At 70.9% G+C, this 25,550-nt stretch carries 19 protein-coding genes; 9 read left to right on the forward strand and 10 right to left on the reverse strand.

Annotated elements, in window-relative coordinates; translation table 11 throughout:
- Positions 1 to 48: 48 nt before the first annotated feature.
- From ACFY1P_RS32805 to ACFY1P_RS32845, 9 genes are all read right to left on the reverse strand, one after another.
- Positions 49 to 2,529, reverse strand: a complete 2,481-nt coding sequence (locus ACFY1P_RS32805) for a hypothetical protein (RefSeq protein WP_390752688.1) — start codon at positions 2,527 to 2,529, stop codon at positions 49 to 51.
- Positions 2,526 to 5,132: an ATP-binding protein gene (locus ACFY1P_RS32810; protein WP_390752689.1), complete on the reverse strand. Its 2,607-nt coding sequence runs from the start codon at positions 5,130 to 5,132 to the stop codon at positions 2,526 to 2,528. The genes ACFY1P_RS32805 and ACFY1P_RS32810 overlap by 4 nt, the downstream gene beginning before the upstream one ends.
- A gap of 43 nt (positions 5,133 to 5,175) precedes the next feature.
- On the reverse strand, positions 5,176 to 5,754 hold the full coding sequence (locus tag ACFY1P_RS32815) for a hypothetical protein (RefSeq protein ID WP_390752690.1): 579 nt from the start codon (positions 5,752 to 5,754) through the stop codon (positions 5,176 to 5,178).
- Positions 5,751 to 6,086 carry a hypothetical protein gene (locus tag ACFY1P_RS32820; RefSeq protein WP_390752691.1) on the reverse strand — a complete coding sequence of 112 codons (336 nt, stop codon included), beginning with the start codon at positions 6,084 to 6,086 and terminating at the stop codon, positions 5,751 to 5,753. The genes ACFY1P_RS32815 and ACFY1P_RS32820 overlap by 4 nt, the downstream gene beginning before the upstream one ends.
- A gap of 21 nt (positions 6,087 to 6,107) precedes the next feature.
- Positions 6,108 to 7,259, reverse strand: a complete 1,152-nt coding sequence (locus tag ACFY1P_RS32825; protein ID WP_390752692.1) for a conjugal transfer protein — start codon at positions 7,257 to 7,259, stop codon at positions 6,108 to 6,110.
- Positions 7,256 to 7,522: a hypothetical protein gene (locus tag ACFY1P_RS32830; protein ID WP_390752706.1), complete on the reverse strand. Its 267-nt coding sequence runs from the start codon at positions 7,520 to 7,522 to the stop codon at positions 7,256 to 7,258. Before ACFY1P_RS32830 ends, ACFY1P_RS32825 begins: the two co-directional genes overlap by 4 nt.
- Positions 7,523 to 7,716: 194 nt before the next feature.
- Positions 7,717 to 8,667, reverse strand: a complete 951-nt coding sequence (locus tag ACFY1P_RS32835; protein WP_390752693.1) for a hypothetical protein — start codon at positions 8,665 to 8,667, stop codon at positions 7,717 to 7,719.
- A 1,631-nt stretch (positions 8,668 to 10,298) separates the two neighbouring features.
- Positions 10,299 to 11,927: a hypothetical protein gene (locus tag ACFY1P_RS32840; RefSeq protein ID WP_390752694.1), complete on the reverse strand. Its 1,629-nt coding sequence runs from the start codon at positions 11,925 to 11,927 to the stop codon at positions 10,299 to 10,301.
- A 1,058-nt stretch (positions 11,928 to 12,985) separates the two neighbouring features.
- Positions 12,986 to 13,699, reverse strand: coding sequence for a GntR family transcriptional regulator (locus ACFY1P_RS32845; protein WP_390752695.1), 714 nt, complete (start codon positions 13,697 to 13,699; stop codon positions 12,986 to 12,988).
- 207 nt (positions 13,700 to 13,906) lie between these two features.
- On the opposite strand from ACFY1P_RS32845, the gene ACFY1P_RS32850 reads away from it, so the two are divergent.
- The 9 genes from ACFY1P_RS32850 (at position 13,907) to ACFY1P_RS32890 (ending at position 22,431) form a co-directional block, all read left to right on the forward strand.
- Entirely contained in the window at positions 13,907 to 14,554 is a 648-nt protein-coding gene (locus ACFY1P_RS32850; protein ID WP_390752696.1) for a WhiB family transcriptional regulator, read from the forward strand.
- Entirely contained in the window at positions 14,551 to 14,835 is a 285-nt protein-coding gene (locus ACFY1P_RS32855) for a hypothetical protein (protein ID WP_390752697.1), read from the forward strand. The genes ACFY1P_RS32850 and ACFY1P_RS32855 overlap by 4 nt, the downstream gene beginning before the upstream one ends.
- Positions 14,832 to 16,391 carry a DUF2637 domain-containing protein gene (locus tag ACFY1P_RS32860; RefSeq protein WP_390752698.1) on the forward strand — a complete coding sequence of 520 codons (1,560 nt, stop codon included), beginning with the start codon at positions 14,832 to 14,834 and terminating at the stop codon, positions 16,389 to 16,391. Before ACFY1P_RS32855 ends, ACFY1P_RS32860 begins: the two co-directional genes overlap by 4 nt.
- Positions 16,392 to 16,615: 224 nt before the next feature.
- Complete coding sequence (locus tag ACFY1P_RS32865) at positions 16,616 to 17,647, forward strand: hypothetical protein (RefSeq protein WP_390752699.1); 1,032 nt, start codon at positions 16,616 to 16,618, stop codon at positions 17,645 to 17,647.
- 11 nt (positions 17,648 to 17,658) lie between these two features.
- Entirely contained in the window at positions 17,659 to 18,132 is a 474-nt protein-coding gene (locus ACFY1P_RS32870) for a hypothetical protein (RefSeq protein WP_390752700.1), read from the forward strand.
- A complete protein-coding gene (locus tag ACFY1P_RS32875; protein WP_390752701.1) occupies positions 18,129 to 19,067 on the forward strand; it encodes a hypothetical protein in 939 nt (312 codons plus the stop codon). Before ACFY1P_RS32870 ends, ACFY1P_RS32875 begins: the two co-directional genes overlap by 4 nt.
- A gap of 1,213 nt (positions 19,068 to 20,280) precedes the next feature.
- The gene (locus tag ACFY1P_RS32880) at positions 20,281 to 20,829 is read left to right on the forward strand and encodes a hypothetical protein (protein ID WP_390752702.1); all 549 of its coding nucleotides are present in this window, start codon (positions 20,281 to 20,283) and stop codon (positions 20,827 to 20,829) included.
- A 31-nt stretch (positions 20,830 to 20,860) separates the two neighbouring features.
- Positions 20,861 to 21,040, forward strand: a complete 180-nt coding sequence (locus tag ACFY1P_RS32885; protein ID WP_390752703.1) for a hypothetical protein — start codon at positions 20,861 to 20,863, stop codon at positions 21,038 to 21,040.
- A 395-nt stretch (positions 21,041 to 21,435) separates the two neighbouring features.
- Positions 21,436 to 22,431 carry a hypothetical protein gene (locus ACFY1P_RS32890; protein ID WP_390752704.1) on the forward strand — a complete coding sequence of 332 codons (996 nt, stop codon included), beginning with the start codon at positions 21,436 to 21,438 and terminating at the stop codon, positions 22,429 to 22,431.
- 1,525 nt (positions 22,432 to 23,956) lie between these two features.
- On the opposite strand, the gene ACFY1P_RS32895 is transcribed toward ACFY1P_RS32890, so the two are convergent.
- Complete coding sequence (locus tag ACFY1P_RS32895) at positions 23,957 to 24,598, reverse strand: hypothetical protein (RefSeq protein WP_390752705.1); 642 nt, start codon at positions 24,596 to 24,598, stop codon at positions 23,957 to 23,959.
- Between the last annotated feature and the right edge of the window lie 952 nt (positions 24,599 to 25,550).

Genomic DNA, 25,550 nt, shown 5'->3' on the forward strand with positions numbered 1-25,550 from the left:
GTGCAGTGATCTGGGCGGCCGGGACCTGCGGGTCCCGGCCGCGTGGAGTTACGGCCGCGATTTGGGCGGGCCGGCCGGACGGGTGGCGCGCCTCACGGTGCGGGGCGCGGCCGCCGGCTTGGGAGGCACGGGGGTGGGCGGGGTGGGCATCGTCGGCACCGTGGTGGGCCCGGCCGCCGGGGACGTGACGGGCTTCGGCGGGGTGGTGCCGGGGGTCTTCGGCGCGATCGCGCCGACCCGCGGCCCGGGCGGGGCCGACGTCTTGGGGTTCGACTGGATCGGCGCCAAGCCCAGATTCACCTGGGCCTTGGTTCCGGCCTTCGCCACGAACTTGCCGGCCGTGACGACGTTGCGCTTGTACTCGGCGCCGAAGTCCTTGGCCTCCTGGACCTTCTTGTCGATCGTGCGCGCCTTGACGGCGGTGAGCTGACCGCGCACCTGATCGGCCCGGGTCTTGGCCGCGGCCGCGCCGCGCTTGGTCGCGGCGACGCCCCGCGGGATGCCCACCGGCGCGCCGGCCGTGGCCATGAACGCGAACTTGGTCGCCTTCGCCCCGTACTTCGCGACGCCGGCGGCTGCCTTGCCCGTGGCCATGGTGGCCCGGCCGCCCCGGGTCTGGGCCATCTTGTCGGCGGCGGCCGTGGCCAGGCGCTTCTTGAGGGTCTGCTTGGCCGCCTGTTGGGCGGCCGCCTTCGCCGCCGCGCTCGCGCCGCCGGTGCCGACCGCCGCGGCCGCGTTGGTGGCGAGGCGCGCCGCCGTCCGCAGGCGGCCGGCCTTGCGGTTCGCCTGTGGCGATCCGACCCAGGCGTTACGGGCGGTCTTCAGGCCCTTGCCCACCGGCTGGCTGAGACGCCGTGCTTCACCCCGGGCCTCGCCCCACATCTGCTTGAGTCCCGGAGCGGTCTCGGCGTAGCGGCCGGGGCTGGTGAAGACGGACCGGCGGGCGCCGCCGATGCGGGCGTTGGCGAGCTTGCGGTTGAGGTTGACCGCGATGCTCTGCGCGGTGGCCTTGATGCGCTTGTGGCCGGCCAGGCCGGCGATGGCCGTGACGTCGATGACGATGAACTTCACGGCCAGGACGTCGCCGGTGTCCGCGTCGATGAGGGCGAGGACGATCAGGATGAAGATCGCCAGGAACAAGATCGCCAGGATGATGCCGAGGACCGCTTTGGTGATTGCGGAGACCCATCGCCAGAGCGTGGCCCGGCCGCCGCCGGGCAGGATGCCGGCGCACAGGGCCCAGTGGCCGCGGATGGCTTCGAAGGCGAGCCAGCCCTGCGAGGTGAGAAACCCGCCGGTGACCAGGAGCATGAGGATGGCCACGATGACGGTGGCGATGGCCACGAACACGGAGCTGAACGCCAGGTCCGGGGATGCGCGCTTGGCTTGGGGCTTCTGCTTGCCGCACGCCGCCTCGAACTTGTTAGCGGCCTTCGTGATCGTCTCGATGTAGTGCGTGTCGAACATCGAGTCCGACATGGTGGCCTTCCAGTAGTCCATCCCCGCTTGGTCGAGGTTGAACTCGACGAGCTTGAACTCGCGGAAGGCCTTGTCGCAGGCGCCGTCGAAAGTCCTCCCGTAGACCATGAGCTCGTTGGGCTTGACAACGAACGCGTCGACGAGGGCGTCGGTGATGGGCTTGGCAACGTTGTTCGGGTCGGTGCTGCCCTTCGCGTGCTCGGGGTCCTCGGACAGCACGATGCTGGCGATCTCGAGCGTGAGGTCTTTGGCCTTGCCCAGCAGGCCCTGTTCGGACAGGAGCATGGTCGAGCCCTGCGGCTGCGGCCGGTCGTGCTGGCCGAGCAGGACCTGGGCGGGCGAGACGAGCACGGTCGTGGTCACCGCGGCGACCACCAGGGAGACGCCGATCTCGGCGAAGCCCCGCGAGCGCTCACGGAAGAGGATCAGCCAGCCGGAGTAGAGGCCGGCGAAGAGCAGGAAGAGCCCCGGAAGCCCGAGCCGGTCGATCACCTGGTGCTTGATGGTGTTGGCGATGTTGTCCACCGGTCCGACCAGGACCTCGGCGAGCCCGAAGTTCAGCGCCCACCGGATCAGCCAGCAGGTGAAGCCGATGACCCACTTCGCCACGCCGAAGAACAGCTGCGCGATGATGTTCCAGATCTTGAGGTCGATGTCCTTCCAGCCGCCGGTGTCCGTCTTCACGGAGTAGGCGGAGAGCGGTACGCCGTCCTTGTCCTTGACGTTGAAGGGCTGCAGAAGGCCGTCGCTGCCGTCCTTCGGCTTCTCCGCCAGGTCGTCCAGCTTCTTCGTCAGGTCGTCGGGCCACTTGCCCTTGTCGTCGGCCGACGGCGCCGGGGAAGCCGACGTGCCCGGTGCGGGCGTGGCCGAGGTCTCCGGCGCGGGGGAGGAAGAGGTCCCCGGGGTGGGGGAGGCCGATGCGCCTGGTGTGGGCGTGGGGGAGGGGTCGGCGAACGCCATCGGCGCCAGCAGCAGGGTGAACAGGCCCAGCAGGACGGCGATCAGACCCAGTCTCGGCCGGCCGCCCGGCTGTCGTCGTGCGCGGCTCATACCAGGGCTCCGTCCGACACGGCGGTGAACTCCGCGAGCTCGTCGTCCTCGTCCTGGTCCTTGCCGGGGGTGGTGTAGATGTTGGCGGCCGCGTTCTCGTCGGCGGGGATCAGTACCTTCAGTCCCGCGATGCGCTTGCGCAGGTCGCGGTAGAGGCACTCGCCGGCTCGCAGGGCGCGTTCGGTCTCGCTGACGTTGAGCGGGCTGAGGTTCTCGGTGACGACCTTGAGCATCTCGTCGTCCGACGGGTCCAGGTCCAGGAACTCCAGGCAGCGAGCGGCGAGGGCCTTGCTGCGGTGGCGGAAGACGAAGATGTGGGAGAGCAGCCCCCGGATCTTGTCGCCCGCCTCGTTCTTCGGGCCGATGTCGTAGGGATCGTGGCTGCCCGCGAAAGCCCCGGCGTGGTGCTTGCGGCCGTCGTTGATGAGTTCCAGCAGCAGGCTGGTGCCCTCAGCGGAGGCCGTGAGCCACCAGCACTCGTCGAGGAAGACGCCGGTGAACTCCTTGGGGTTGGCGAAGGCGATCTCGCGGCACAGCGCGGTCATCAGGTACATCAGGCGCCAGCCGAAGCGCTTTTCGACCTCGAGCGAGGGCAGGCGGTGCTCGGCGAGCTCTTCCTTGGTGGGCAGGCCCAGGCGGTCGACGGCGAAGACGATGCTGTCGGCGTCGCTGATCCGCACGACGGGCAGGGTGGGGTCGAAGATGACGCGGCCGAGGTCCTTCTTCGCCAGCGAGCGCAGCTGGCGGACCAGTTCGGAGGCGGCGGCGCGCACGGCGGCGTCGTTGGGCTCCTCGGCATCGGGGGTGCGGGCCCGGTCGGCGAGGGTGTCGATCAGCGCGGTCATGCTGGGCTGCGGTCCGAGGCGGGTGGTTTCGATGGCCTCGGCGAGGGTGATGCCCTCGACGCTCATGGAGCCGATGCCGAGCAGCGGGGTGAGGAAGGACTCGGTGTAGCGGGCGGCGCGGGGGCCGCGGAAGACGCGCAGGGGGTCCAGGGAGACGCCGGCGTTCTCGTCGACGTTGATGATCTGCGTGGTGCCCGGGCACGCGTTGGCGAAGCGCGACCATTCCTGCTGCGGGGTGCGGTCGATGACCAGGGCGCGGCCGCGGGAGTTGCGCTGGTCGGTGCGGTGGCCCGCGACGAGGATGGAGTACATGGCGCACTTCATGGCCACCGACTTGCCGGAGCCGAGCTCGCCGACGAACGCGGCGGAGGCGGAGGCGTTGACCCTCGGGCCGTGGGAGAAGTCCAGCAGCACCGGCCGTACGCCGCCGCCGTTGAGCTGGAGGCCGAAGAGGCTGCCGGAGTCGTCTCCGAGCCCGGCGCCGCAGAACGGCATGGACATCGCGAAGTCGCGCGCCAGCAGGTACTGGGTGTAGTCGAGCATCGGCCGGGGCGTCTTGGTGCCCGGGAGCATGCCGTGGAAGAGCGCGACCTGGTCGCCGGTGGGCCGCACCAGGGTGTAGTCGTTGCCGCCGAAGTGGTTGGCCAGCGACCGGGCCTTCTCGTCCGCCTCCTCCGCGCTCGTCCCCCACACGCAGGTGGCGACGGTCGCGCGGATCTCGACCTCGGTCGCGGAGGCGGTCAGCCGGTCGCGGTACTCGTCCAGGGCGAAGGATGCCTTGTCGAGCGAGGCCGGCACGCCGGAGGTCTCGCCGTCGTACTCGCCGCGCTGGTGGGCGAGCTCGCGCTGCTGGCGCCGGCTCTTGGGCTCCGCCTTCGCTCCGGACTCCACGTGCAGCCGCACGGCCCAGTCCACGGGGAAGCTGAATTCGTCCAGTGCCGCCAGGTATTCGGATCCGGGGAAGCGGAAGGCCTCCGGCATCTCGGAGAGCACGCAAAATGCCTGGTAGGAGTCGCCGTGCTCGCTCGTGGCGCGCAGGTAGCGGCGCTTGAAGGGGTTGGTCGGGCCCTTGGAGGTCCGGGTGCCGCGCCCGCCCTCGTCGAGGATGACCTGGGTGTGGGCGGTCACCGTGTGGCCGCGGCCGCGCAGGGCCCGCGGCGCGCCGTCTTCCGGGAGCAGCGGCTCGCTCAGGCCGCGCCGGGCGCTGTGCCCGTAGATCCACAGGATCTCCGCCTCGGTGGCGGGGCGCATCTTGATGCCGGCGGGCCAGCCCGCGGCCAGGCGGGTGGCCTGCTCCAGGCGCTGGCGCTCTTCCTCCACCGATATCGGAGCGACCGGCAGGCCCAGGGTGCCCATCACCTCGGCCTGCAGGGAGGACAGGACGGCACGGGCGCCCTGCTTGAGGTCGAGGTGGGCCAGGGGGAGGGCGAGGAAGTCGACGCGGCCGGTCAGCTCCAGGTCCTGGAGCTGGTCCAGGACCTTCAGCGACAGGTCGACGAACTCGGGGGACTGGTCGAGGTCGACGCCGGCGGTCATGCGGGTGACGACCGACGCGGCATCGACGCTCGGGCACAGGCTCAGCAGGAGCGCCTCGCCGCGCAGGGACTTGAAGAGGGACTCCAGGGCGTCCAGGCGCTCGCGCTTGGTCGACTTGGAGGCGTGCGTGTAGTTCTCGGTGTCGACGCGCCACACCGCCCACACGCTGGCGGCAGTCGTCCAGATGAGGTGGCCGCTGATGTGCCGGACGGGGAGACGCATGGTGGTTCTCTTTCTGTGCTGGTGGTGAAGGACGAGCGGCGGGTCAGTGCTCGTCGAGAGAGGCAAGGAGGGCCTGCAGCCCGGTCTTGGGCTGCGGCCGGTCCGCTGTCGCGGCCGGTGCCGGGGCGACCGGCCGGACCTGCTTCGGGCCGGGACCGGCCTTCGGTGCCGGAACCGCCGCCGGCACGGGGGCCGGTGCTGCCGCCGGGGCGGGCCGCCCGGCGGAGCGGACGCGCACCGTGCAGGTGGCGGACGCCAGCCGCGGACGGGCGACCCGCTGCGGCCGGCCGGCCAGCCGGCCCTGGGCCGGGGTGGAGGAGTAGATGAACAGGCTCCGCACCGCCCGGGCCGGATCACGCCCATCGAGCCGCGCGTAGCGCAGCACCCAGGCCAGACCCCACGGCACAACGACCATCAGCACGAAGTTCATGGCGCCGAAGCGGGCCCACAGGTCCCGGGTCATCACCAGGAGCCCGAAGGCGATGACCATCGTCATGACCTGCGTGATCGTGTACGGCCCTCCCGGGAGCCGGCCGGCTCCCGGGAGCTTGCCGATGACCAGCGGATGCTTCCGGGCCCGCGTGTACGAGTGCCCGATCAGCTCCTCCTCGGAGGCGCTCACGACAGCCGCCCGGCCTCAACGGTTGCCGCGGAACCTGCCCCGGTTATGCGGACGATGGAGACGGATGCTCCCTTGTCGTCGATCTCGGAGCCGACCTTGTCCTTGAGGACCGACAGGTTGCTGATGCCCCACAGCACCAGGGCTGCCAGGACGAAGGCCACGAGGGTGCCCACGAACGAGCGGGTCTTCCACCAGGCCATCAGCACCGCGATGATCGCCATGAGCGTGGCCACGGTCAGGGCCAGGGTGCGGACCTGGCCCGTCTTGGTGTTGGCCCAGTCGAGGATGTCGCCGGCGAGGACGACGTGGTCGGGGCTGGCCAAGGTGTGCATGAACGATTCCTCTTCTTTCTTTCAGGAGCTCGAAGGCGCGGGCGTTGCGACCGCGCCGTCGGGGGTCCGGGTGGGGGTTCGGGTGGTGTGCGGCGCCGCGGACGGCGCGCTGCTCGCGCGGATCGCCGGGGCGTCATCGACAGACGCGACCTCCCAGCGGCCGGCACGGGACGTGAGGGTGAGCGCGTAGCTCAGCGAGGCGGCGCTCCCGGCCTGGTCCGTAGCCTCGACCTGGACCAGCTGATGGAGCTGGGTGCCGTCGGCGGGCACCTTCTGCTGCCCGGCACCGGCGTCGTCCTGGACCCCGGTGACCTTGACCGCGGTGTACGGCGCCGGGCTGATGGCCCGCAGGCGCGTACCGGGGGAGGTGTAGCGGTCGAGCTCGCCGGTACCGGCGAGGTACGCCGTCAAGAACCCCCGCGCGGTCTCGACCGCCGGGTCCGTGCTGCTCGAGCCGCGGTCGGACTCGTACGCCAGGGCACCGGGCTTGAGCGCGGCGGGAGCGGCCACCTGCGCCGGCAGGGACGTCGCCGTGTAGCCCGCCACGGCCGAGGCCGACGTCGCGGTGCCCCCGGCCCCGGCCGGGCCCGTGGCCTGGATGCCGACGCGGAAGTACTGCACGCCCAGGCGCTTCGCCTTGCCCTTGTCGTCCTGCGCCGTGACGTCGACGGCCACCGTGACCGACCAGTAGCCGGGCTGGACCTCCCGGGAGGCGATCACCACCGGCCGCGAGGCCGTCCGGGTGCCGGGCTTCACCGACAACGCGACGGACCCCGAGTAGTAGGGAGCCAGGTCGCGCTCGGTGCCCTGCCCGGCCTCCAGGTAGGCCGTGACAAACAACTGCGCGAAGCCCGCAGGGCCGACCGGCGACGCCGGCGACGGGGCGGCAACCGGCTTGGCCACGCCCTGGGCCGGACCGGAAGCACCAACAAGCGCCATCACACCGAAGACCGGCCCCGACGCCACCAACGCCCAGGCGCCGACGCGCACCAGGCGGGCGATCCCGGACAGGTGAGCCGTGCTGGTCTTCCACCCGGTCTCATCCGGCTCGGACGCCGGCACCGCCTCCTGCGGCTGCCCGGCCTCCTCGTCCCACACCTCCGCCTCGACCGCCTCGGCGACGGGGATCTGCTTCTTGCCGCCCTTGCGCTGACGGCGCGCCCGCTTGATCACGAGGCCCTCCGCACGGCCTGGGCGGTCAGAACGGTCGAGATCCGCTGCCTGAGCTCGTCGGGCGTACGGGCGACCAGGACGTCCCAGGACGCCAGAGCCGGCTCCGAATCCCGCTCGAGGAAGGCGCGCATCCGCGCGTGCAGCTCCCGGTCCATCGGCCGGCTCACCAAGGCGGCGGCCAGCTGCGTCAGCTGACGCGAGGCCCGAGCCACACGGGCCTCGTCGGCGTCGAGCAGCTGTCGGCCGGTGTCAGCGGGGGACATCGTGGTCACGTCGGTTCTCCCGGAGTCGAGATGGGTGGTGGCAGGTCATCGGGTGGGGCGGCGCCGCTGGGGCGGGGCTCTCGGTTGCTACAGGTGTCGAAGAGAGGCGCGGTGTGACACTCCGCCCCAGGTTTTTTCGAAAAGGGCTTCCGCCCCGCCGGAGCCCGGCGCGCGCCGGGCTCCGGCGGGGAGCTTCAGGCGGCGGCGAGGTACTGGGTGAGGTCGGCCTTCTGGCGCAGGGTCCGCACGGCACGGCTGGCGTGCTGGCGCACCAGCGCGCCCTCACTGCCCATGGCACGGGTGGTCAAGTGCCGCTGCTCGGGCCGGACCGCGGCGGACAGGTAGTAGCGAGCGATGCGCTGTGCCTCGATGTCCTTGAGCGCCCCGATCTCCACCGCCCACACCAGGAGGTCCAGGACCTCCGTCCGCGCCTCATGCCGGGACAGCGACGGCTCATCGGCATCGACGAGCTCCAGCTGCGCCGCGCGCATCAGCAGGTCGGCCAGCTCGACCGAGTCGTGGGAGATGTCCGGTGCCTCGCCCGAGACCACGTGCGTGTACCGGGTGTGGCCCTCGGCCTCCGCCAGCGGCACCACACCGGCGGCGAACTCCTCGAGCTCCTCCGCCTGGTCGGCGTAGGCGGCCAGGGTGCGCCGGGCCAGCTGGAGGATGTCGAAGGCGATGTTGTTGTAGATGCGCTGCGGGCGCCGGTCGAGCGGGTAGGTGCGTACGACCTCGAAGGCGGCTCCGAAGACGGCCGCGCACACGTCGTCCCACGACAGCCCGGTCCGCCGCTGGGTCTTGGCCATCAAGACCGCCTTGGGCAGCAGGACCCGCACCGCGATGCGCCACGCGAGGTGGCCGTCGAATCCGTCGCCGCCGGCCCGCTCGACCAGCAGGCGCATCACGCGGTCGTGGCTGTCGAAGTCTCCTCGGCGGTGGTAGCGGGAGATCATGTCGACCACGTCCTGGGGACCGGTCGCGCCGGCGAGCTCCGGGTGCCGTCCGGCCCACATGGCGACCTGGTCGGCAGCGCGCAGGTCGCGGCACAGCACGTCCCAGTCGCGGTTCATCAGGCTGAGCGTGGTGTAGCAAGTCACGGACTCGGAGGAGCCGAGCGCCGGGGTGATCTGAGTGGTGGCCACGTCCGTGTCCGTCCTTTCGCGCCATCTGGTCTCGATGGCGCTCACACTCCCGAGGCCCCCCTTGTCCGCGGTCTGTCGGCGATGCCGATGGGGCGCGGTCCAGGGGAAACGGCCGTCGCCCCGTGCGGCAGACCAGTGGGCAAGGGGGAGGAGGACAAGAGGTGAGGCGTGGCGGTCAAGGGGTCGGAACCCGCCGATGCGGGAGTGCGGTGCACCGGCATCGGGTTCGGTGGCGTGCACCCTCCAGGTGCCGGTGCGGATGCGGGTGCCGATGCCGCCGATGCACTGCATCCGCGCACCGCATCCGGCACTGGAGGCATTGGCATCCGCACCGCACCGGGTGTCAGGCATCCGCATCGGATGCCCAGGGGTGAATACCGAATGCCGGCAGCATGCATCCATCGCGATGCGCGATCCGCCCTCCCGATGGATGTGCACCCCGGCCTTCCCCCCTTGATGGCGATCGACCCGCGCACCGCGTGCCACGGCGATCACGGGGCCGGCCCCTGGCAGCCGCCGGGCCCCCTCTCCGCGATCACGTCCATGGCCACGGTCGCCAGCGCCCACAGGCCAGCCGCCGAGAGCGGACCGGGTGTTTCCCCTGGACCACGCCCCTGGTCCAGGGGAAACACCCCCGGTAGCGCCCCTGGTCAAGGGGGGAAGCGTGAGCGCGGTCAAGGGGTCGGGGCAGGGCCGCCGGCTCACGGGGACCGGGCCGAGAGGGGGGCGGGGGAGCGGGGTTCACCGCGGCGCGCCCTCGGTGAGGCCGGCTGCCCGGCCAGGGCAGGGGAGCCCCATGGCGGTGGGATGCGGAGCAGCGGAATGCGGATGGGCAGCCGGAACAGAATGCCGCGCACTGCCGGCCCGCAGGCATCGGGTGCAGTGCATCGCACTGGGATGCGGGTGCGATGCACCGAGTGCGCCCGGTGCACTGGCATCGCACCGTCCTCGGCATCGGATGCATCCGATGCTCGGCATCGGATGCACGTGCACCGGAGGGACATCGATGCAGGGCGGGTGCCGATGCACGGCATCGCGGGGGCATGCCGCAGGGCGGCACCCGCACCGGCACTGCACCGTCACAGAACTCGGCCCGTGCCGTGGAATCGCGGGCAGTGCACCGGGTGCACCGGCCCGGCCCCGCACCCAGCACCTCGGACGGCCGCACGGTGCAGGCCCCGCTCGGCGCCCTGGTGACTGCCCGCTGCACTCCATGCCGAGGCCGCGTCCGACCGGTCGGCCGAGCGAGGTCGTCGCCCCCCACGGTGGTGGGCCACCGGGCATCCGTTTCCCCTGGACCAGGGGCGTGGTCCAGGGGAAACACGCCGGGCCGCGCGCCTGGTCAAGGGGTGTCAGCTGGCCGGGTCCTTCGCCGCCGGGACCTTCGACGGTCCTCTGAGGAAGACCACCGGGACCGATGCGGTGCACCGGGATGCAGGCAATGCGGAGCTGCCCCACCCCAAGAGGTCGGCCTCTCCCACCCCGTCGGTGCGGGCGATGCGGGGCCGGCCCACCGGCCGGGGCCGATGGATGCAGTGCATCGTCAGCAGGCGTAGCTCGTGCACCCGATGCACCCCGAGGGGGCATCGCCGGCCGCGGCAGGCACTCGGCCGATCGGGGGCGTCACCGGTTCACGATGCTGCGCACTCCAGCCGTCGGGTTCGGCATCGCACGCACAGACCGGCGGTGCCGAGTGCCGGACGCGTGCACCTTGCACCGTCCCACCCGGTGCAGACCTCCGGTGCGCCCGTCGGCATCGGCGCGGGCGCGGATGCACCGGGCCGCGCCCGGCAGAGCTGGCACAGCCCGTCCTCGAGCACCGGGTCCCCCTCGACGATGCGGCAGCTGCACCCGCGGCACTCGCTGTGGGGAACCGTCGATGCGGCGAGAGGCATCACGTCGATGGCAGGCCTGGGCCGACGGGGAACGGGCGGCGCGGGCGGCATGGCGGCCCGGCGCCGGTCCTGGACGATCTCCTCGCACACCGGGCACCGCTGGCCGCTGCCCCACAGCACACCGGCTTCGCAGTCGAAGATCCCGCAGCCCCAGGCGGGCAGGCCGACACCGAGGATCCACCGGCCGGGGTCGCGGATCTCGTCGCTCATGGTGCGGGCGTACCGGTCGGTCAGGCGCTGGCGCAGCCGGGCGTCATCGATGCCGGACCTCAGCTGGCGGCCGACTTCGCGGGCGATGCGGCGCTGCACGTAGACGTTGGCCTGCCGGTAGAGCCAGTGCACCGGTTCGAGGACGGCGTGGATGCGGGTGCTGATGGTGAGCTCGGGCCCGGAGTAGGGCCGTTTCGGGGTGGTCAAGGGGGCGGTCAAGGGGTTGGTCAAGGGGTTGGTCAAGGGGTGGTGGTTGTCATCCGCGCGCAGCGCGAGCCCGTCGCCAGCATGCGCATCGGGGTTTTCCACACCTTCACTCACCTGTACTTCGCCTACGGCGGGTGAGGAAGGCGCGCGCTCGTCATCAGGTCGGTCAGTCATAGGTTCTTCCGAATACGCGAGCGATCCCGCACCATCCGGGGAACCCGATCCCTCACCAGATGCAGAGGTGCGCCCGGGCGTTGCAGTCGGCGAGGAGGGTTGTCCACAGGCCGATGCAGCGGTGCTTTCGGGCAGGATGTCGTGGGTGATGTACCGGTGGCGGCCGCGTGCACCGGCCCGCCGCTGCACGGTGATCCACCGTGCAGCCTCCAGTGCATCGACGATTTCCCCGGCGGCCGCGGTGGTCAGCGGCTGGCCGGCGCGGCGCCCGCTGTGGTGCCGCAGTGCCCCTGCGATCTCCGACTCCGTCACGGGAATCCCCTGGGCCTGGGCGTACGCCAGGAGGGCGTAGACACGCAGCTGACGCGCCGTGAGGTCCTCGGCCGCCGCCACCGGGATCCAGACGAACCGCTCGGTCGCCGTCAGCGGACGGGTGCGGCGCACGGCCGAGGTGCCGGACCCGCCCGGCAGGGAACGGCGCATCGAGGAGAGCTCGACGACGCCGTCGGGGCCGGGCCGCATCAGCTGCGTCATACCGCGCTCGACGGAGGACTTGGACACGCCGAGGTAGCCCGCGAGGGTCACGGTCGCGGCGGTGCACCCCTCGGGGCGGGACGCCAGCGCGGCGATCTTCACGTACACGCTCACCGCGACGTCGGCGTACTGCGGCGCGGTGATCAGGCGCATGGGCACCTTCACTCGCTGGCGGCGCTGCGGGCGCGCGGCCGTGCCCGCCGTCGGCGGGTCGGTGGGTACTGCTGCTGTGCTGGGCACGCTTCTCCTGGCGCACCTGGTGCCGCAGGGCGGCGGCCGTGGTGCGCTGGGTCTTGACGGCATCTCCGGGGACGGGGAAGGCCGCATGTGGGTCTGGGTCTCTGGCCAGTGGCACTCGGCCGGAGCTGAGGTACGGGCCTTCAGCTGCTACGGGTGTCGAAAATCCCGGCGGTGTGACAGTTCGGCCGAAAAAATCGCCGACGAGTTTGTGACCTGCGGGTCAAGGGGGTGCCGGAGACGTTCGCCGACCCCTTGACCGGGGTCTGGCGCGGCCACTGCGTGGGCGCCGTGGACGACGGTGCCGCCGGAGGTGGTCAAGGGGTGCAGCCCAGGCCTGGTCAAGGGGTGCCCGGCGGGCAAGGGGCCGTGTTGCCCCCACAGCGCACGGCAGGCCGCACGAGCGGACACGGGACGTGGCGGGGAGATCACGGAAGGGTGAAAGTCGGCCGAGAACAGCGGGCGCCGAGGACGGCCGAGCTGACAAAGGGCATGGCTGTACTGCAAGATGGACCCCGTTCCCCCGGGTTGCCCCGGGAAACGACAAACCCCCTCGGGGGGATTGCTGCTGGAGGGCAGTGATCACCGGACCGATTCGGTCCGGTCTTCGCTTGGACGAGCTGCTAACTCGGCTGAGCGGTGACGGCCGGTGGAGGAGCTGCTAACTCCGAAGCCGGCGGGAGGGCGAGGAGCGGCCTTTGCTAGAGGCGCCCGCCCGGAGCTTCTACGACATCGTCGAGTCCCCCTTCGAGGGGGCCACGCACCCACCAGCCGGGACGCGCCAGAGCAGCACCCGTGACAGTGTCACGGGTGCTGTGTGCATCCCGCTCGGCGTCCGTGGCCGCGAGCAGGTGTACGTCATGAGGAAACCGCCTTCTCGGTTCGCCGGGCCCTGGCGGGGTGTTGCGCGCCGGGCCTGAGGATGAGGCGAGTGTGGATCAAGTGGAAGCCACCCTATCCCCTGGGCGGGGCGGTGCACACGCATTGGGACGGCTGTTGATGGCCCCTCTGCAGAACGCCGGAAGTGCACAACAAAAAGGGGTAATTGGGAGACTCGGCCCCTAATTTCCGCTTTCCGTAAGGATGGTCGCTCTGTCGGCCCGTACCACCGTCAAAAGGTATGAATGCGGCCGGTCTTCAACGAATCCGACCCTACGCATCTCGGTCACGACAGCCTGCGGCCCGGCCCGCAGGAGCTCGCGTTCGTCGGGCGTGGCCGGCCGCGCCGACCAGCGGCTGGTGTGCCGCGTCTCGGACCTGGCGGTGCCGGCGAGGAACGGGGCGACGGCGCCGGCGTGTGCGCCGGGAGCGGCGCCGGGCGCTTCCGTGGTGAACAGGGTCTGCAGCGCCCAGGGGACGCCGGTGTGCAGGAGTGTCACCTGCCGGACGAACAGCCGGACGTTCGGCGCAAGGCCCAGCGCCTCGGTCGCGAAGGGGATCTCGGCCGCGATCGCGCCGGCGCCCCGGCCGTCCGGGCGAAGCTCGTCGTAGCTCGCGCCGCCGGCGTCCACGGGGCTGATGAGACCGTCCGGCGACAGGCGCGCCTCCATGGGGGCTGCCGGCTGCAGCACCCGGGTCCGGCGCCGGGGGGCCATCTCGACCAGCCCCTCCTTCGCGAGGAGCCGCAACGCATCGCCCATGGTGTTCGGTGCGACGCCGTACCTGCCGGCCAGTACCCGTTGTCCCGGGAGGCTCTCTCCCGAGGTGAACGTGCCCCTGAGGATGTCGGCGCGCAGCGCCGCGGCGGCACTTTCGTACGGGTTCTGGGACGTCATGAGCACATCTTGCCGCAATCGCCAGAGCCTCCTGATCAAGCGATCCACCCCTTTCCTTGACGTGCTGCGCTTTCGCGTGCATGATCTGCCTTAACTGACGCAAGACAGTTAAGGCAGATGGGGCGTGGAAAAGCAAGCGACCCCCGGGGCTGGATCCCCCGGAGGCCGCAGCGCCCTCATCAGACCCGTCACAGGAGATGAGAACGCATGAACACCATGATGGCAGCCCAGCCGCCAGTCCGGAGCAGGAACTCCCAGCCGGGTGAAGAGAGCATCGCCCAGTACATCGCCAGCAGCGAGTCGATCGACCAGCTCGTCGCCGACGGCTACCTCGTCCGTCACGACGGCCGGCTCATCGCCCGCCAGCTGCGCGCCCCGCAGCTGCGCCAGGCGCTCACGCACTCCATGTGCCACACGGCCCGGCCGGACGTCGACGACTTCTACCAGGCCGACGGCGAGAGCGACACCGACTGGAGCCGACGCCGCGCCGGCACGGTCCGCAGCAACTGCTCCGCCTGCCCGGTACGCGCCGCGTGCGCCGAGCTCGCGCTCCGCGACGACGACACCGAAGGCCTCCGCGGCGGCCTGACACCCGAAAAGCTCCGCACCCGACTCCAGGCCGAGGCCGCAGGGCTGGACCAGGCCCGCGCCGAAGACCAGCGCGCCGCACGCGAACAGCAGGCCCGCATCGCCGCGGCCGTGGAAGTCCAACACCTCGCCCGCCAGTACCTCGGCGGATCGATCCCCCCGAAAAAGCGCGAGGCCAACCACGCCGCGATCGCCACCGCGGCCCGCCGCCGCGACGAACTCTTCGCGACCCACCGCCTCGCCACGGGCTGGACGCAGGCCGCATGAACCCCGCCGACGCCGAACGCGCCCGCAACCGCGCCCTGATCAGCCACCTCGCCCACCGTGACGACCTCCTCTTACTCCCCGTCCCCGTCCCGGCCGGCGCCCAGGCACCCCTCATCCACCCGCTCACCGTGCTGCTCCTGGCCCAGCTCCGCCAGGTCACCGCCGAGCGCGACGCCTACCGGGATTGGATCACCCAGGACCCCGCCCCGCCCGACGACGCCCAGCTGCGCACCCACGCCGCCGAAGCGGCCGGCTTCATCGCCAGGAAGGATTCCCCGTGACACCCGACCTCGTCCCCCGCGGCACGGCCGCGGTCGAACTGCTCAGCAGCTGGCAGTTCGTCCTGGGGGCGCTCGTCCTCACCACCGGGCCGGCGATCGCCCTCCACCGGCGCCGCCTCGCCCTGGCCGCGCGCACCGACGCCGAGCGCGCCGAGGCCGCCGAGTGCCGGGGCCGGCGGATCGAGGACCTCCTCACCGTCGTCGTCGCCGCGGCCGCAGCCACCCTGTCGGCCTCCGGGCTGCGCAGGGTCGGCCACCACCAGATGGGCCTCGACGCCCCGTTCGATCTCCTGCCCTTTGTCGCCCTGGACGTCGCCGCCATGGTCTGCGGACGCCGGGCACGCCGCCGCGCCCGCGCCGGTGACGGGCCGGGCGTGTCCGGAGCGCTCTTCTGGACCCTCGCCACCATCAGCGCCTTCTTCTCCGCCGCGGAAGCCGCCTCCCCGCTGGGGGCAGCCGTCCGCGCCGTCTGGCCCGTCCTGGCCGCCGTCCTCTGGGAGATCGGCTCGCTCGAGGAACGCCGTGCCGCACGCGCCAAGCACGACCGACCGGACCGCCGCATCGCCCTGGTCCGGCTCTTCCACCCCGTCGAGTCTTTCCGCGTCGCCCTGCTGCTCGCCGCCCGCCCCAACCTCCCCCAGGAAGACGCCACCGCCGAGGTCCGCATCTCCCGCGTCGCCTACCGCTGGTACCGGCTGCGCCGGGCACACGATGGCGTCAAGGATGCTGGCCGATGGACCCGCTGGGCATACCGCCTGGCCGAGATGCATGCCGACGCGCGAGCCCAGCATGCCAGCGAACGCGCGGGATGCTCCGACCCCCAGGTGCTGGAACAGGTCGTCGCGCGACTCCAGCTGAGAGTGCGCCAGGCGGACTGGGCCGGGATGAACCTGCGCACCGCCACAGCGTTCGAGCAGATCCGCGGCACCCTGATCGGAGCCATCCCGCCCATCCCGTCCCGGACGGAGACACCCCATCCCGCCTCCCCATCCCACCCAGGCCCTGAGGAAAATCCGCAGGTCACAGGCAGGATGGGTGACGGTGAACAGGACGGGGATGACGCCGACGGCACGGACGCGCCTCTGCCCGACCCGGGCGAGGATGCCGAGAAGGATGAACCGGCAAACGCCGACCCGAAGACCGACGAGCAGGTCATGGCCGCCTTCGTCGCGATCGTGCCGCGCCGGGATGACGGCACCTTCGCCTGGGGCATCAACAAGGTCGCCAAGGAACTCGGCATCGGCAACAACCGGGCCCGACGCTTCCTGAACACCCAGCACGAGTGGCTGCCCCAGGCCCTCCAGGCCCATCCCGCCACTCCCGAAGCCGCCGAGGCCGATCACGGCCTGGAGGACCACTTCGACCAGGCCGTCGCCGTCGCCAACCAGCCCCAGCCGGCATCCGCCGCCCGAGCCCGCCTGCTCGCCGACGCTCCTCCCGCCGCCGTACAGCCGCCCTTCGACGAGCTCCTGCTCGAGCCGCACCTGCGCGACGGCTACGCGCAGCTTGGCAGCGGCCTCCTCGTTCCCGCCGGCGCCGGCACCCAGCAGACCTGACCTGACGCACCGCTCCGCAGGGCGCCCCAAGGGCCTGCCCGCGAGCACGACCGTGAGGACCGAACTCCCATGCCCGCCACCTTCGACGAACACGTCAACCAAGCCCTCGCCCTCATCGCCCGGGACCGACGCCCGGCAGCCCGCCCCCGTACCCGGCCCGCCCACGCGCCCCGACCCCGCCTGGCCCTCGTGCCGAGCCCCGACTCCGAGGGGGGTCTCAAGCGATGACCACCACCCCCTCCGCGGGCGGCCGCCGCGGCCGGGCCCGGCGCGCCCTGCGGGCCCCCGCAGCACGAGCCCTGCCGACGACCCCCGAAAGGCACCGGACCGCGGGACCCGACGAGAAGCTGATCCGGCGCATGCTGATCAAGGTCGGTGCCCGGCCGCTCGGCCACGCCGACCAGCTTGCCGAGGAGCCGGCGCCGTCCGCCCCTCCCGCACAGCCTGACCCGGACGAGCCGAGTGCCGACGCTCGCCAGCGTTCCTCGGCCTCCCCGTACGGACGGCTGCCCCCGCCCGGCCACACCATCACGCTCTCCGCCGTCGACGACGAGGACGAGACGGCCGCTGGCCCGCCGGCCGCCGAGGAGCAAGTTCCCGACGAAGCCGACCACGCTGACGACGAAGCCCAGGAAGAGCAGGAGGCCCTGCTCGCAGAAGGAGAGGAAGAGGGACCTGCCGATGGCCTCGGCCCGCACGCAGCCGAGGCCGCCGGTGACAGCAGGGGCCGGCTCCTTGTGGCCAAATCGGCTCCGCGCCGCGTCATGGGCGCCGCCGACGACCCGAACATGCGCATCCTCGTGTTCAACGGCACGGCCGCGGCCGTCGGATACGTGACGCCCCTCGTCGACTACTTCGGCCAGTTCCTGCCCTACGCGGAACAGGCCGCCCGCGGCGTCCTCGGCCTGCTGCTCGCCCTAGTCGGCGCCTGCCTCGGCTGGCGCGCCACGGGCTACCCCGCCGTGCGGACCGTCTTCGGCGGCATGACGCCTTTCGTCCGTCTGATCGGCACCGCGGCACTCGCCGAGTTCGGCCGCCGCCTGGCGCCCATCCCGGTCGAGTGGCTGAACCGCAAGGGAGCTCAATTCGGGCTCAGCGCCGGCTCCGTCTCCCTCGTGCTCACCGCCCTCGGTATCTGCGGCGGCCTGTGGTGGTTCATCGACCGCCGCACCCGCAACTGGCACTGGACCGGCCGCTGGGTCCTGCGGATCCCCCTCGCCTCCGCCCTGCTGGCCTGCGCTCTCTACACCACCTGAAAGGCCTCGCTGTGAACGCGCTCCTCGCCGCCGCCCCCGGCATCATCGGCGGCAAGCTCCTCGGCACCATCACGGTCGTCGGCATCGCTGTCCCCGCCACCATCGCCTTTGTCGCCGGCCTCCGCGGCAGCGACACCATCAAGATCAACAACAAGAAGAAGGCGGCGTGGTGGGGCGTCGTCATCGGCAACCTGTGGGTAGCTGCAGGCGGCACGCTCGCCGACATCGCCAACGGCGTCGGCGCCATCAGCAAGGGTGTCCTCGGCGGCGACGAACTCTTCGGCTCCAGTCCCGGCCTGGGCGGCGTAGCGCTCATCCTCGCCGCCTGCGCTTGGGCCCCGAAGTGGAAGCGCATGGTCTGGCCCGCGATCTTCGGCCTGGCCACCGGTGTCGTCATGCCCGAGGTTGGCGGACTGTGGGGCATCATCGCCAACGTCATCCGCATGGTGCTGGCCACTGTCGTCACGAAGGTGACCGGGTCATGAGCGTGCGCGACGAGGTCCTGGCGCCGTTCCGTGGGCTGCCGCGCGACATCCGGCGCGGCACTCCGGTCCTGACCCGCCACATCGCCCGAGGGCTTCACGTCGCACTGCGCGCCGTCCTTCGCGGCATCGGACGCCGGAGGGGTGCTACGACGGCGCTGGTGAAGGGGCACCTCGCCGAGGCCGGGGAGGACCAGCAGGCTGGCACGGTGAAGCCCTCGAACGGACAGCTGACCGGGCCGCCCTGGAAGAAGAGCCGAAAGGATCCGCCGGCGGCCGCACCTGCGCCGACCGCCGGCCGGAGCCTGGCCGATATGGCCGAGACCGCCGCCACTGGCTTCCTGACCCTGGCCGTGGCGGCAACCGTCCTCGGCATGGTCCTCGGTTACCTCGGCCAGCTCCTCGCCCCCTACCGCTGGGGCATCGCCCTCGGACTCGCCATCGCCTGGTGCTTCGCAGCTGCCATCGCCGCCCCGCAGGAGAACACCCTCCAACCCGAAGACAGCGACAGCCCCGGCACCCAAAACGATCATGAAAAATCCGCGGGGGAGGAGCCCTCGGAACCAGACGAGTGGCCCCTGCAGCGGCAAGCCGTCCGCGAACTCGTCGAGGGCAAGGTCGCGGCCGCAGCTGCCGGCCACGCCGAGGCCAAGGGCAAAGGCGCCCGCATCGACGACATCCTCGCCGGACTCCAGGCCAAAGGCATCGCCACCACAGAGTGGGACAGGAAAACAACAAGGGAATTCTTGGGAAGGGCAGGAATCACCGTCCGAGATCAGATGAAATTCCGCGTCGGCGGAGAACAGCAAAACCAGCCCGGCGTACATGTCGACGACCTCGCCGAGGACCTGGGACGCCGCCCGCTCCTTCCCGCCCACCTGGTCCCCGACCTCACGCGCCAGCAGGCCCCCGCGGGAGAAGCCCCCACCACCCGGTGACCACCCCCGGTCACCCCGGTCCAGCAGCCGGCCCTGGCGGCTGGACCGGGGTGCGAGGTCGGGCCGGCCGCAGGGGAGCCGCGCACCCCAACCCCTCCCCCGGCCCGCGGAGAGCCCCGCTCGCCTACCTCCTACCGCCTACCTACCTTGCCTACCTGCCTCGGGAAAGCCTCGGCCGGCTGCCAGAACGCGACCGGAAACAAGGCAGAGACCAGAGCCCTCGCCCCGGTACCGTGGACGCGCACCAGTCCGTCCGCACCCGCACACGGGGAGATGCGCCGCTGTGCTTGGCCCATACCGCTACGACTGCCCGGTGTGCCAGATCACTTCCCCGCCCTACCTCTTCCGATACCAAGCGGAGAAGGTCGGCCACGACCACCGCCACCGCTGCCACGATGGAATGCACCCGGCCAGCGAATCCATCAAGGCGCCCGAATTCCGGGCCCCGAAAGGCGGAGAGCGCACAGCAATTCTCGTATTCTTCCTCGTCGTTGTGGCCGCATTCGCCAGCCACCTGCATTGACCCTGCCGGAGCGGCGTGAATCGACCTGGGGCTATACGCGCGGGCGGTCCGACCCCCGGTATCGACGGCCAGTGTTGTTGCCCGCCTGCCATCCAGCAGGGTGCTCGGCACAACGCTGCGGCGCCGGACGCCTCGGCGCCACAGCGTTCTCCAGCTCCACCGTCGCCACCACTGCCCTTGCCCGCCTCGCCAGGCTTGTAGGCAGGGCCAGGCCGGACGGACAGCCGAGGGTGCCCATGGGGGCGCTCGGCCCCGTCAGGGCCGAGGCCGTGGGGTTGCCGCAGGGGGCCGGGCCGGCTTCGCTGGCCGCCCGCGCCACCGAGTGACGTCCAGATGCCGGGTGCCGAGACGGTGGCCCAGTGGCCGCCGGGCCCCAGGGGCTGGGTGAAGTGAGACGGGGCAGGAACGGTGCCGCCCCCGCCACGGTCGAGGAATCAACGGAGCCGGTGGGCGGGAGGGGGGCGTCCGCGTCCCCCGGAGACGGCGCGGCGCTGTAGGCGAACCGGAGATGAAGCGGACACACGGCCAGCCGTTCGCCGAGGCTGAGGGCGCCCGAAAGTCGCCGTTGCGTAACTCCAAACCTGCATGTAATTTGAGCAGCGCAGAAGAGGTTCCGCCTCACTGTCACACGCGGCTCGCGCACCACACCTATAGCAAACGAGCGCACCCAAACACGCCCAGGAGCCCGCCGTGCCCACTGCCCGCACTCTGATAGTCAGCTCCGCAGCCGCAGCCACCCTCCTCCTCACCGGCTGCACCGAACAGCCCGTCAAACACGGCGAGGTCATCGACAAGCGCAGCCAGGCCGGCCACTGGGTCCCGGCGTACGAGGACATCGCCCGCGAGAACTGCGCAACCACCCGCACCACCGCCTTCAGCAGCGCCCTCCTCGGCCGTGGTGGAAGCACCGGCGGCAAGAGCACCACATCCAAAGGGAGCGGCAAGCGCGGGTCCGGCGGAAAGGCGGGGTCGTCGTCCTCCGGCGGCTCACGGACCGGAGGCAAACAGCTCAACCCCAGCAGAAACAACGACAGCACAACACCGGATTCGACCGGCTCGGCCACCAGTGGCAGCAAGCCCCTGACCAACTGCAAGCGGGAGTCCGTCGGCCGGAAGGAAACCAGCCGACGGTGGCAGCAGGGGAAGTGGGAGCTCAAGCTCCGCAACGGCGGCCGCACCGCATGGGTCGAGGTCTCGCAGACCACGTACGACGACACCAACCTTCACGACCGGATCTGACCCCGATCAGCACACGAAAGGAACCGAGACCGTGCACCCGCTCCCACCCGGCAACCCCTATAGCTACATCGCCAAGGCTCAGCTCCACCCCGTCGACGATTCCCACTGGCTCGGGCAGGCCGTCCACGGCCCCTACCGCCGCCCCTACATCGTCCAGCGTGCGAACCACTACAGCCCTCAGACACTGCCCACCCCGGAGACACCTCGGTGACCCAACTCGCCCTGGGCGCGCTTCTCGGCGCCATAGCAACTGCTCTCGCCCTTGCCCTCCGGCGGCGACAGATCCGCCGTCCTCACTGTCCCTGGTGCGCAACGGCCTCGAACTGGCCCACGTCCCAGCACGACGCCCTGCAATGTCGCGGCTACGTCCAAGAACGCCGACGAGAACGGCTCCGCGACATCGCCCGCGGTCGGCCCGTCTCGAAGCCCACCCCGTGGGGCAACGCGTACCCCCTGGACGAGGAGCTTGGCACCGGACCCCACACGCCCACCACCTGAACCCCGACGGCCGTGGCTGACCACCCGTCAACCACGGCCGCGCGTAACCCGCCGCGCTTGGTCCGGCACTGCCGGCCGGAGCCATCCCCCCAGAAAGGTGTGTAGCCCATGCACGCTCCAGCACTCCCCGAACTCGACCTCACCACGTACCTCCGCGAACGCCCATCCATCACCCGGCTCGTCAGCGAGGCCCGGTGGGCGCACTATCAGCTCGCGTACGCCCTGGAGCACTACCCCGACAGCGAGACCGTCCCCGCCCTGCGGCACCAAAGGTTCCTCCACCTCGGCGCGCTCACCGACGTCCTCGCCCTGCGGACCCAAGATCCGGACCTCTACGAGATGGCCCGCGACTACGGCGAACTCCTCCGCAAAGCCGACGGCCTGACCCTCGACGACCACCCTCGCAACGGCCTCGACCACCTCCGCACCCAATACGGCCTCCTCCACGGCCACGACCACGGAGCCGACCACCACCCCATGCTGGCCCTGGACGAACCGCGTCGCCGACTTCCGATCTATCCCGCAGGGCCCCAACTCATCCACCACATGTGCGACGCCTACGCCTGGGCCACCATGGGGCGCTCCCCGTACTTCCCCGCCGTCGACGTATCCGCTGAACAACGGCGGCACTTGCTCACCCGCGGCCTCATCCTTGACCTAGCCGCCGCAGCGGCCCCGACCGACACCGCATCCGCCGCGGCAGCAGCCACCGCCGGCCACGCCCTGCGAGCACTCGACGGCCGGCTCGCTCTGAACGACGCCCGCGCCCGCGCCTACCTTCTGGACGCATTCCGAGACCTCTGCGACGAAGACGACGAAGAGGCCCCCCACCCCGCAGACTGTGCAGGGGGCTGCGCCGGTGACGGCGAGATCCTCACCGTACTCACCTGGGAGTCGCAGGGCGACGGCATCTACATCCCCGTCCACCAAGAGCCGATCACCTGCCCCGGCACCAGCCGTGTCCGACACGAGCCCGACTGCACCACTTGCAACGGCCACGGGTACACCTACGCCCACGGCTACCGCGAACTCTGCCTGGACGGACGCGCCCCGAGCGGCGACCACCAAGCCCAGGAAACCTCCCCGGTTCCGCAGGGAGGATGACCGCCAGCGCGACCGCCGGCCTTCCCGACCTCGCCGGCGGTCAGCAGCGCCACTGACTTCGGAACCATTCCCGAGCCCTGCACTGGACAGCGCTCGCCAAGGCCCAACAAGTGCCACATGGTCGACGCTCCGTCGAGCCACAGAGATTTCTCCCCCCAAGAGCAGCGGAGGGTGGAGATTTCTCCCCCCTTACCCAAGTCTCTGGAGGGAGGAGACTTCTCCCCCCCTATCAGGAGGGGGAGATTTCTCTCCCCCTCCTCCACGGCTTTCGGGACCAAGAAGGAGAGGAGATTCCTCCCCCCTCCCATCGCGACCAGGAGAGGGGAGAGAAATCACCCCCCTCCAAAGCGTCTGGACCTCCCATCCCAGCCCTTCCCGAACGCAGGTTGCCCTACGAGTTGCCCTACGAGTATCCCTACGAGTTGCTTTACGAGTTGCCCTACGAGTTGCCCTACGAGTTGCCTCAACACCGCCACCCGGAGAAGGAAAAGCGCAGGTCAACAGCACGGTCAAGGGGGGAAGACCGCGCCGACTACTTCTCTACGAGACCCCCAAAGGGCAATGAAGGCACCAGCGAAGGAAGACAGGCAGGAACCGGGACCACTAGGGAGAGGCAGACCGAGGCAAGCAGAAACGACCGAGCACGTAGGGACGAGAACGGGACGGAGAGCAGAACAGACGAGACGGAAACACAGAGGACCAGCCACTACAGAACGAAGGCAGAAGAGCGAGCACATAGAACGAGACGAACAGACAGCCCAGGACAGCTACCAGAACAGGCCAGAAGAGACGACGCAGCACAACGACAACCGACGTACGGGGAGCAGCACAGCGAATGCGCCGGGGACCACACGGGGAAACCGCCGATGACTGCCGACGGCCGGGGAGCACCGCTCCCCCTGAACCCGGCACCGGCCGAACAGGACAATTCGGAAAACGGTGCGCCCCGCTCAGCATTCGCTGAGCGGGGCGGGGTGGGCGGGCGTTGGGGGGGGCTACTTCGACGCCCGGAGCATGCGCAATGCGGCAGCGCGCCCAGCGGCCGTGAACCGGCCCTGAGCCCATATACGCGCGTCGCGCGCCCTCATGAACGCGGCGGCAGCGTCCGTGTCCCCCTGAGCCGCGCGGGAGAGCAGGTTGTCGATCCGGTCAGAGTGCATCGATGTCTCTTCCTTAAAGACGGGATGGATGACGGCCTCGGGACGGCTTGTAGTCGGCGCCATCTGTAACCGGTCACGCGGCAGCGGGTCACCGGCAAGCAGGGCGCGGAAGGTTCGACTAGACATGGCAGCGGTCTTCCTGAAAGGCGTGCGAGCAGATGAGAGAGCGGCACACGGGTCCCCCGGCCCGGGGGTGGTGGGGTGTTGGGGCCCCGGGCCGGGGGGTCCGGGGCGCGTGTTGGGGTGCGCGCCCCGGGTTTGGTGGGCGCGGGCGGCCCCGGGGGAGGGGGTGGGGGTTGGGGCCGCCCGGCCCGGTCTGTGGCGCCCGTGGGCCCGGGATGTGTGCCCCGGGCCCAGTGGGTGGGTTACGCGGTCTTGTAGCCGTTCAGCTTCTCCGTCAGCTCCGCCTTGCGGAACATCAGGGCCTTGATCTGGGCGTCGATCGCGTCCAGCTCCGGCTGGATCTTCTCGGCGCGCTGGGCGTTGAGGAAGGCCGCGTACTGGGCCTCGCGCTTGGGGGTGGCCTTGTCGGCCCGGTACTCCTTGACCAGGGCGGTAATGAGGTCCTGGACCTTGTGGAAGGTCTCGCGGGTGGCGCGGATGGATGCGGTGCCGGTTGCGGTGCTCGCGGCGCGCACGGAGCGGGTGAAGGTGATCTTCGGGTCGGTGATCTCGCCGGTCTCCGGGTCCGCCTTGGCGTCGAGGTCGGCGGGGTTGATGAGCTGGTGACCGATCACGTAGGTGTCGTGCTCGCCACCGAGCATGGGGACCTCGGTGCGGTCGTGGCGGTCGTAGCTGTCCGCGCCGCTCTTGCCGAACTGGATGTTCAGCAGCCCCGGGACGGCCGGGTCCAGGTTGTAGTCGGGGTGGACCACGATCGCGCCGACCGGGAGGGCGCCCGACTGGAAGACGCGGGAGAGGTTGTAGACGGCCTCGCCGTGCTCGCCGGTCTCGATCTCGTAGGAGTAGGTGGCACCGGCGGCGGTGGTGAAGGTCTTGGTCGACATGAAGGTCCCCTCCAGAAGGGTCAGTTGGGTTGGTTTCTCGGCCGGTTCTTCGTTCCCCCGACCTCGTGATAACTACTGTACACGCAAGAATCGCGAAGTGCAACGCAGAGAGTTCCCCTGTCTACGCTTCTCTGAACCGGCCTCCGAAGTAGGAACTTCGTCCGGTCGGCGGTCCGTCTCGGCTCCCGGCCGCGACCCTCCGCGCCCCCGCCCGGGTACCCCCGGGCGCCCCGTGACCGCGCCCGGCAGGCTCGTGCACGCGCCTGCCCGTGGACTCCGGGGGCCGCGAATCTAACGCTCCCGGAGGCCGCCCGGCCGGATCGGTCGCGAATCTAACGCCACCCCGTTCGCGGCGTGTTGAGCCGCCCCGGAACTAACGGTCACGGGCGCCACGGATCTAACGCACCGGCAGGCAGCGGAACGTGAATCTAACGCCGCCTTCAAAATCCCCCAGGGATGCCTGTGCGCGGCTCACACGCCCTCGCCCCGGGACTGCCTTCCCTGACTCGCTCTCAGCCCTGTACGCTCGCCCTGGAGCCGCACAGAGGTCCCCACGGTCGAGGGCGGGCCACCCCGTGGATACGGGTAGCGAATTGCCCGTCAAGCCCCTTGGGAGCGTTGAAAAAGACGGACCGTCACCCCTATACTTGGTCTCACACGGCAAGGCAGTCAGGTACCGGATCGAAAGCACCGGACCGGAGTCACGAAATAGCCGTCAGAGAAACCACCGAAAAGGCAAGCAAGGACAACGGGAGAACCCCCGCCACCTAGCCAGCCATTTCAGTAACCCCAACCCCCAGGAAGGGAAAGCAAGATACCGGCCGGAACACCCCCCGGCCCTCCGGTCCCGCTCCGCGGGCCGGCTTCTCGGCCGGCTCCGCCGGCCGGTCAGCGCTCCGCGCTGACGGTCTCTCAGAGGGCGCTCCGCGCCCTCTGTACCCGCTCCGCGGGG

Source organism: Streptomyces sp. NPDC001407 (assembly GCF_042895325.1).
In the GTDB taxonomy this organism is placed as follows: Bacteria; Actinomycetota; Actinomycetes; order Streptomycetales; family Streptomycetaceae; genus Streptomyces.

Excerpts from the sequence above, each read along its gene's own strand:
- ACFY1P_RS32805 (WP_390752688.1), bottom strand. The coding sequence starts at position 2,529 with ATGAGCCGCGCACGACGACAGCCGGGCGGCCGGCCGAGACTGGGTCTG.
- ACFY1P_RS32810 (WP_390752689.1), bottom strand. The coding sequence starts at position 5,132 with ATGCGTCTCCCCGTCCGGCACATCAGCGGCCACCTCATCTGGACGACT.
- ACFY1P_RS32820 (WP_390752691.1), bottom strand. The coding sequence starts at position 6,086 with ATGCACACCTTGGCCAGCCCCGACCACGTCGTCCTCGCCGGCGACATC.
- ACFY1P_RS32830 (WP_390752706.1), bottom strand. The coding sequence starts at position 7,522 with ATGTCCCCCGCTGACACCGGCCGACAGCTGCTCGACGCCGACGAGGCC.
- ACFY1P_RS32845 (WP_390752695.1), bottom strand. The coding sequence starts at position 13,699 with ATGACGTCCCAGAACCCGTACGAAAGTGCCGCCGCGGCGCTGCGCGCC.
- ACFY1P_RS32850 (WP_390752696.1), top strand. The coding sequence starts at position 13,907 with ATGAACACCATGATGGCAGCCCAGCCGCCAGTCCGGAGCAGGAACTCC.
- ACFY1P_RS32855 (WP_390752697.1), top strand. The coding sequence starts at position 14,551 with ATGAACCCCGCCGACGCCGAACGCGCCCGCAACCGCGCCCTGATCAGC.
- ACFY1P_RS32865 (WP_390752699.1), top strand. The coding sequence starts at position 16,616 with ATGACCACCACCCCCTCCGCGGGCGGCCGCCGCGGCCGGGCCCGGCGC.
- ACFY1P_RS32875 (WP_390752701.1), top strand. The coding sequence starts at position 18,129 with ATGAGCGTGCGCGACGAGGTCCTGGCGCCGTTCCGTGGGCTGCCGCGC.
- ACFY1P_RS32890 (WP_390752704.1), top strand. The coding sequence starts at position 21,436 with ATGCACGCTCCAGCACTCCCCGAACTCGACCTCACCACGTACCTCCGC.
- ACFY1P_RS32895 (WP_390752705.1), bottom strand. The coding sequence starts at position 24,598 with ATGTCGACCAAGACCTTCACCACCGCCGCCGGTGCCACCTACTCCTAC.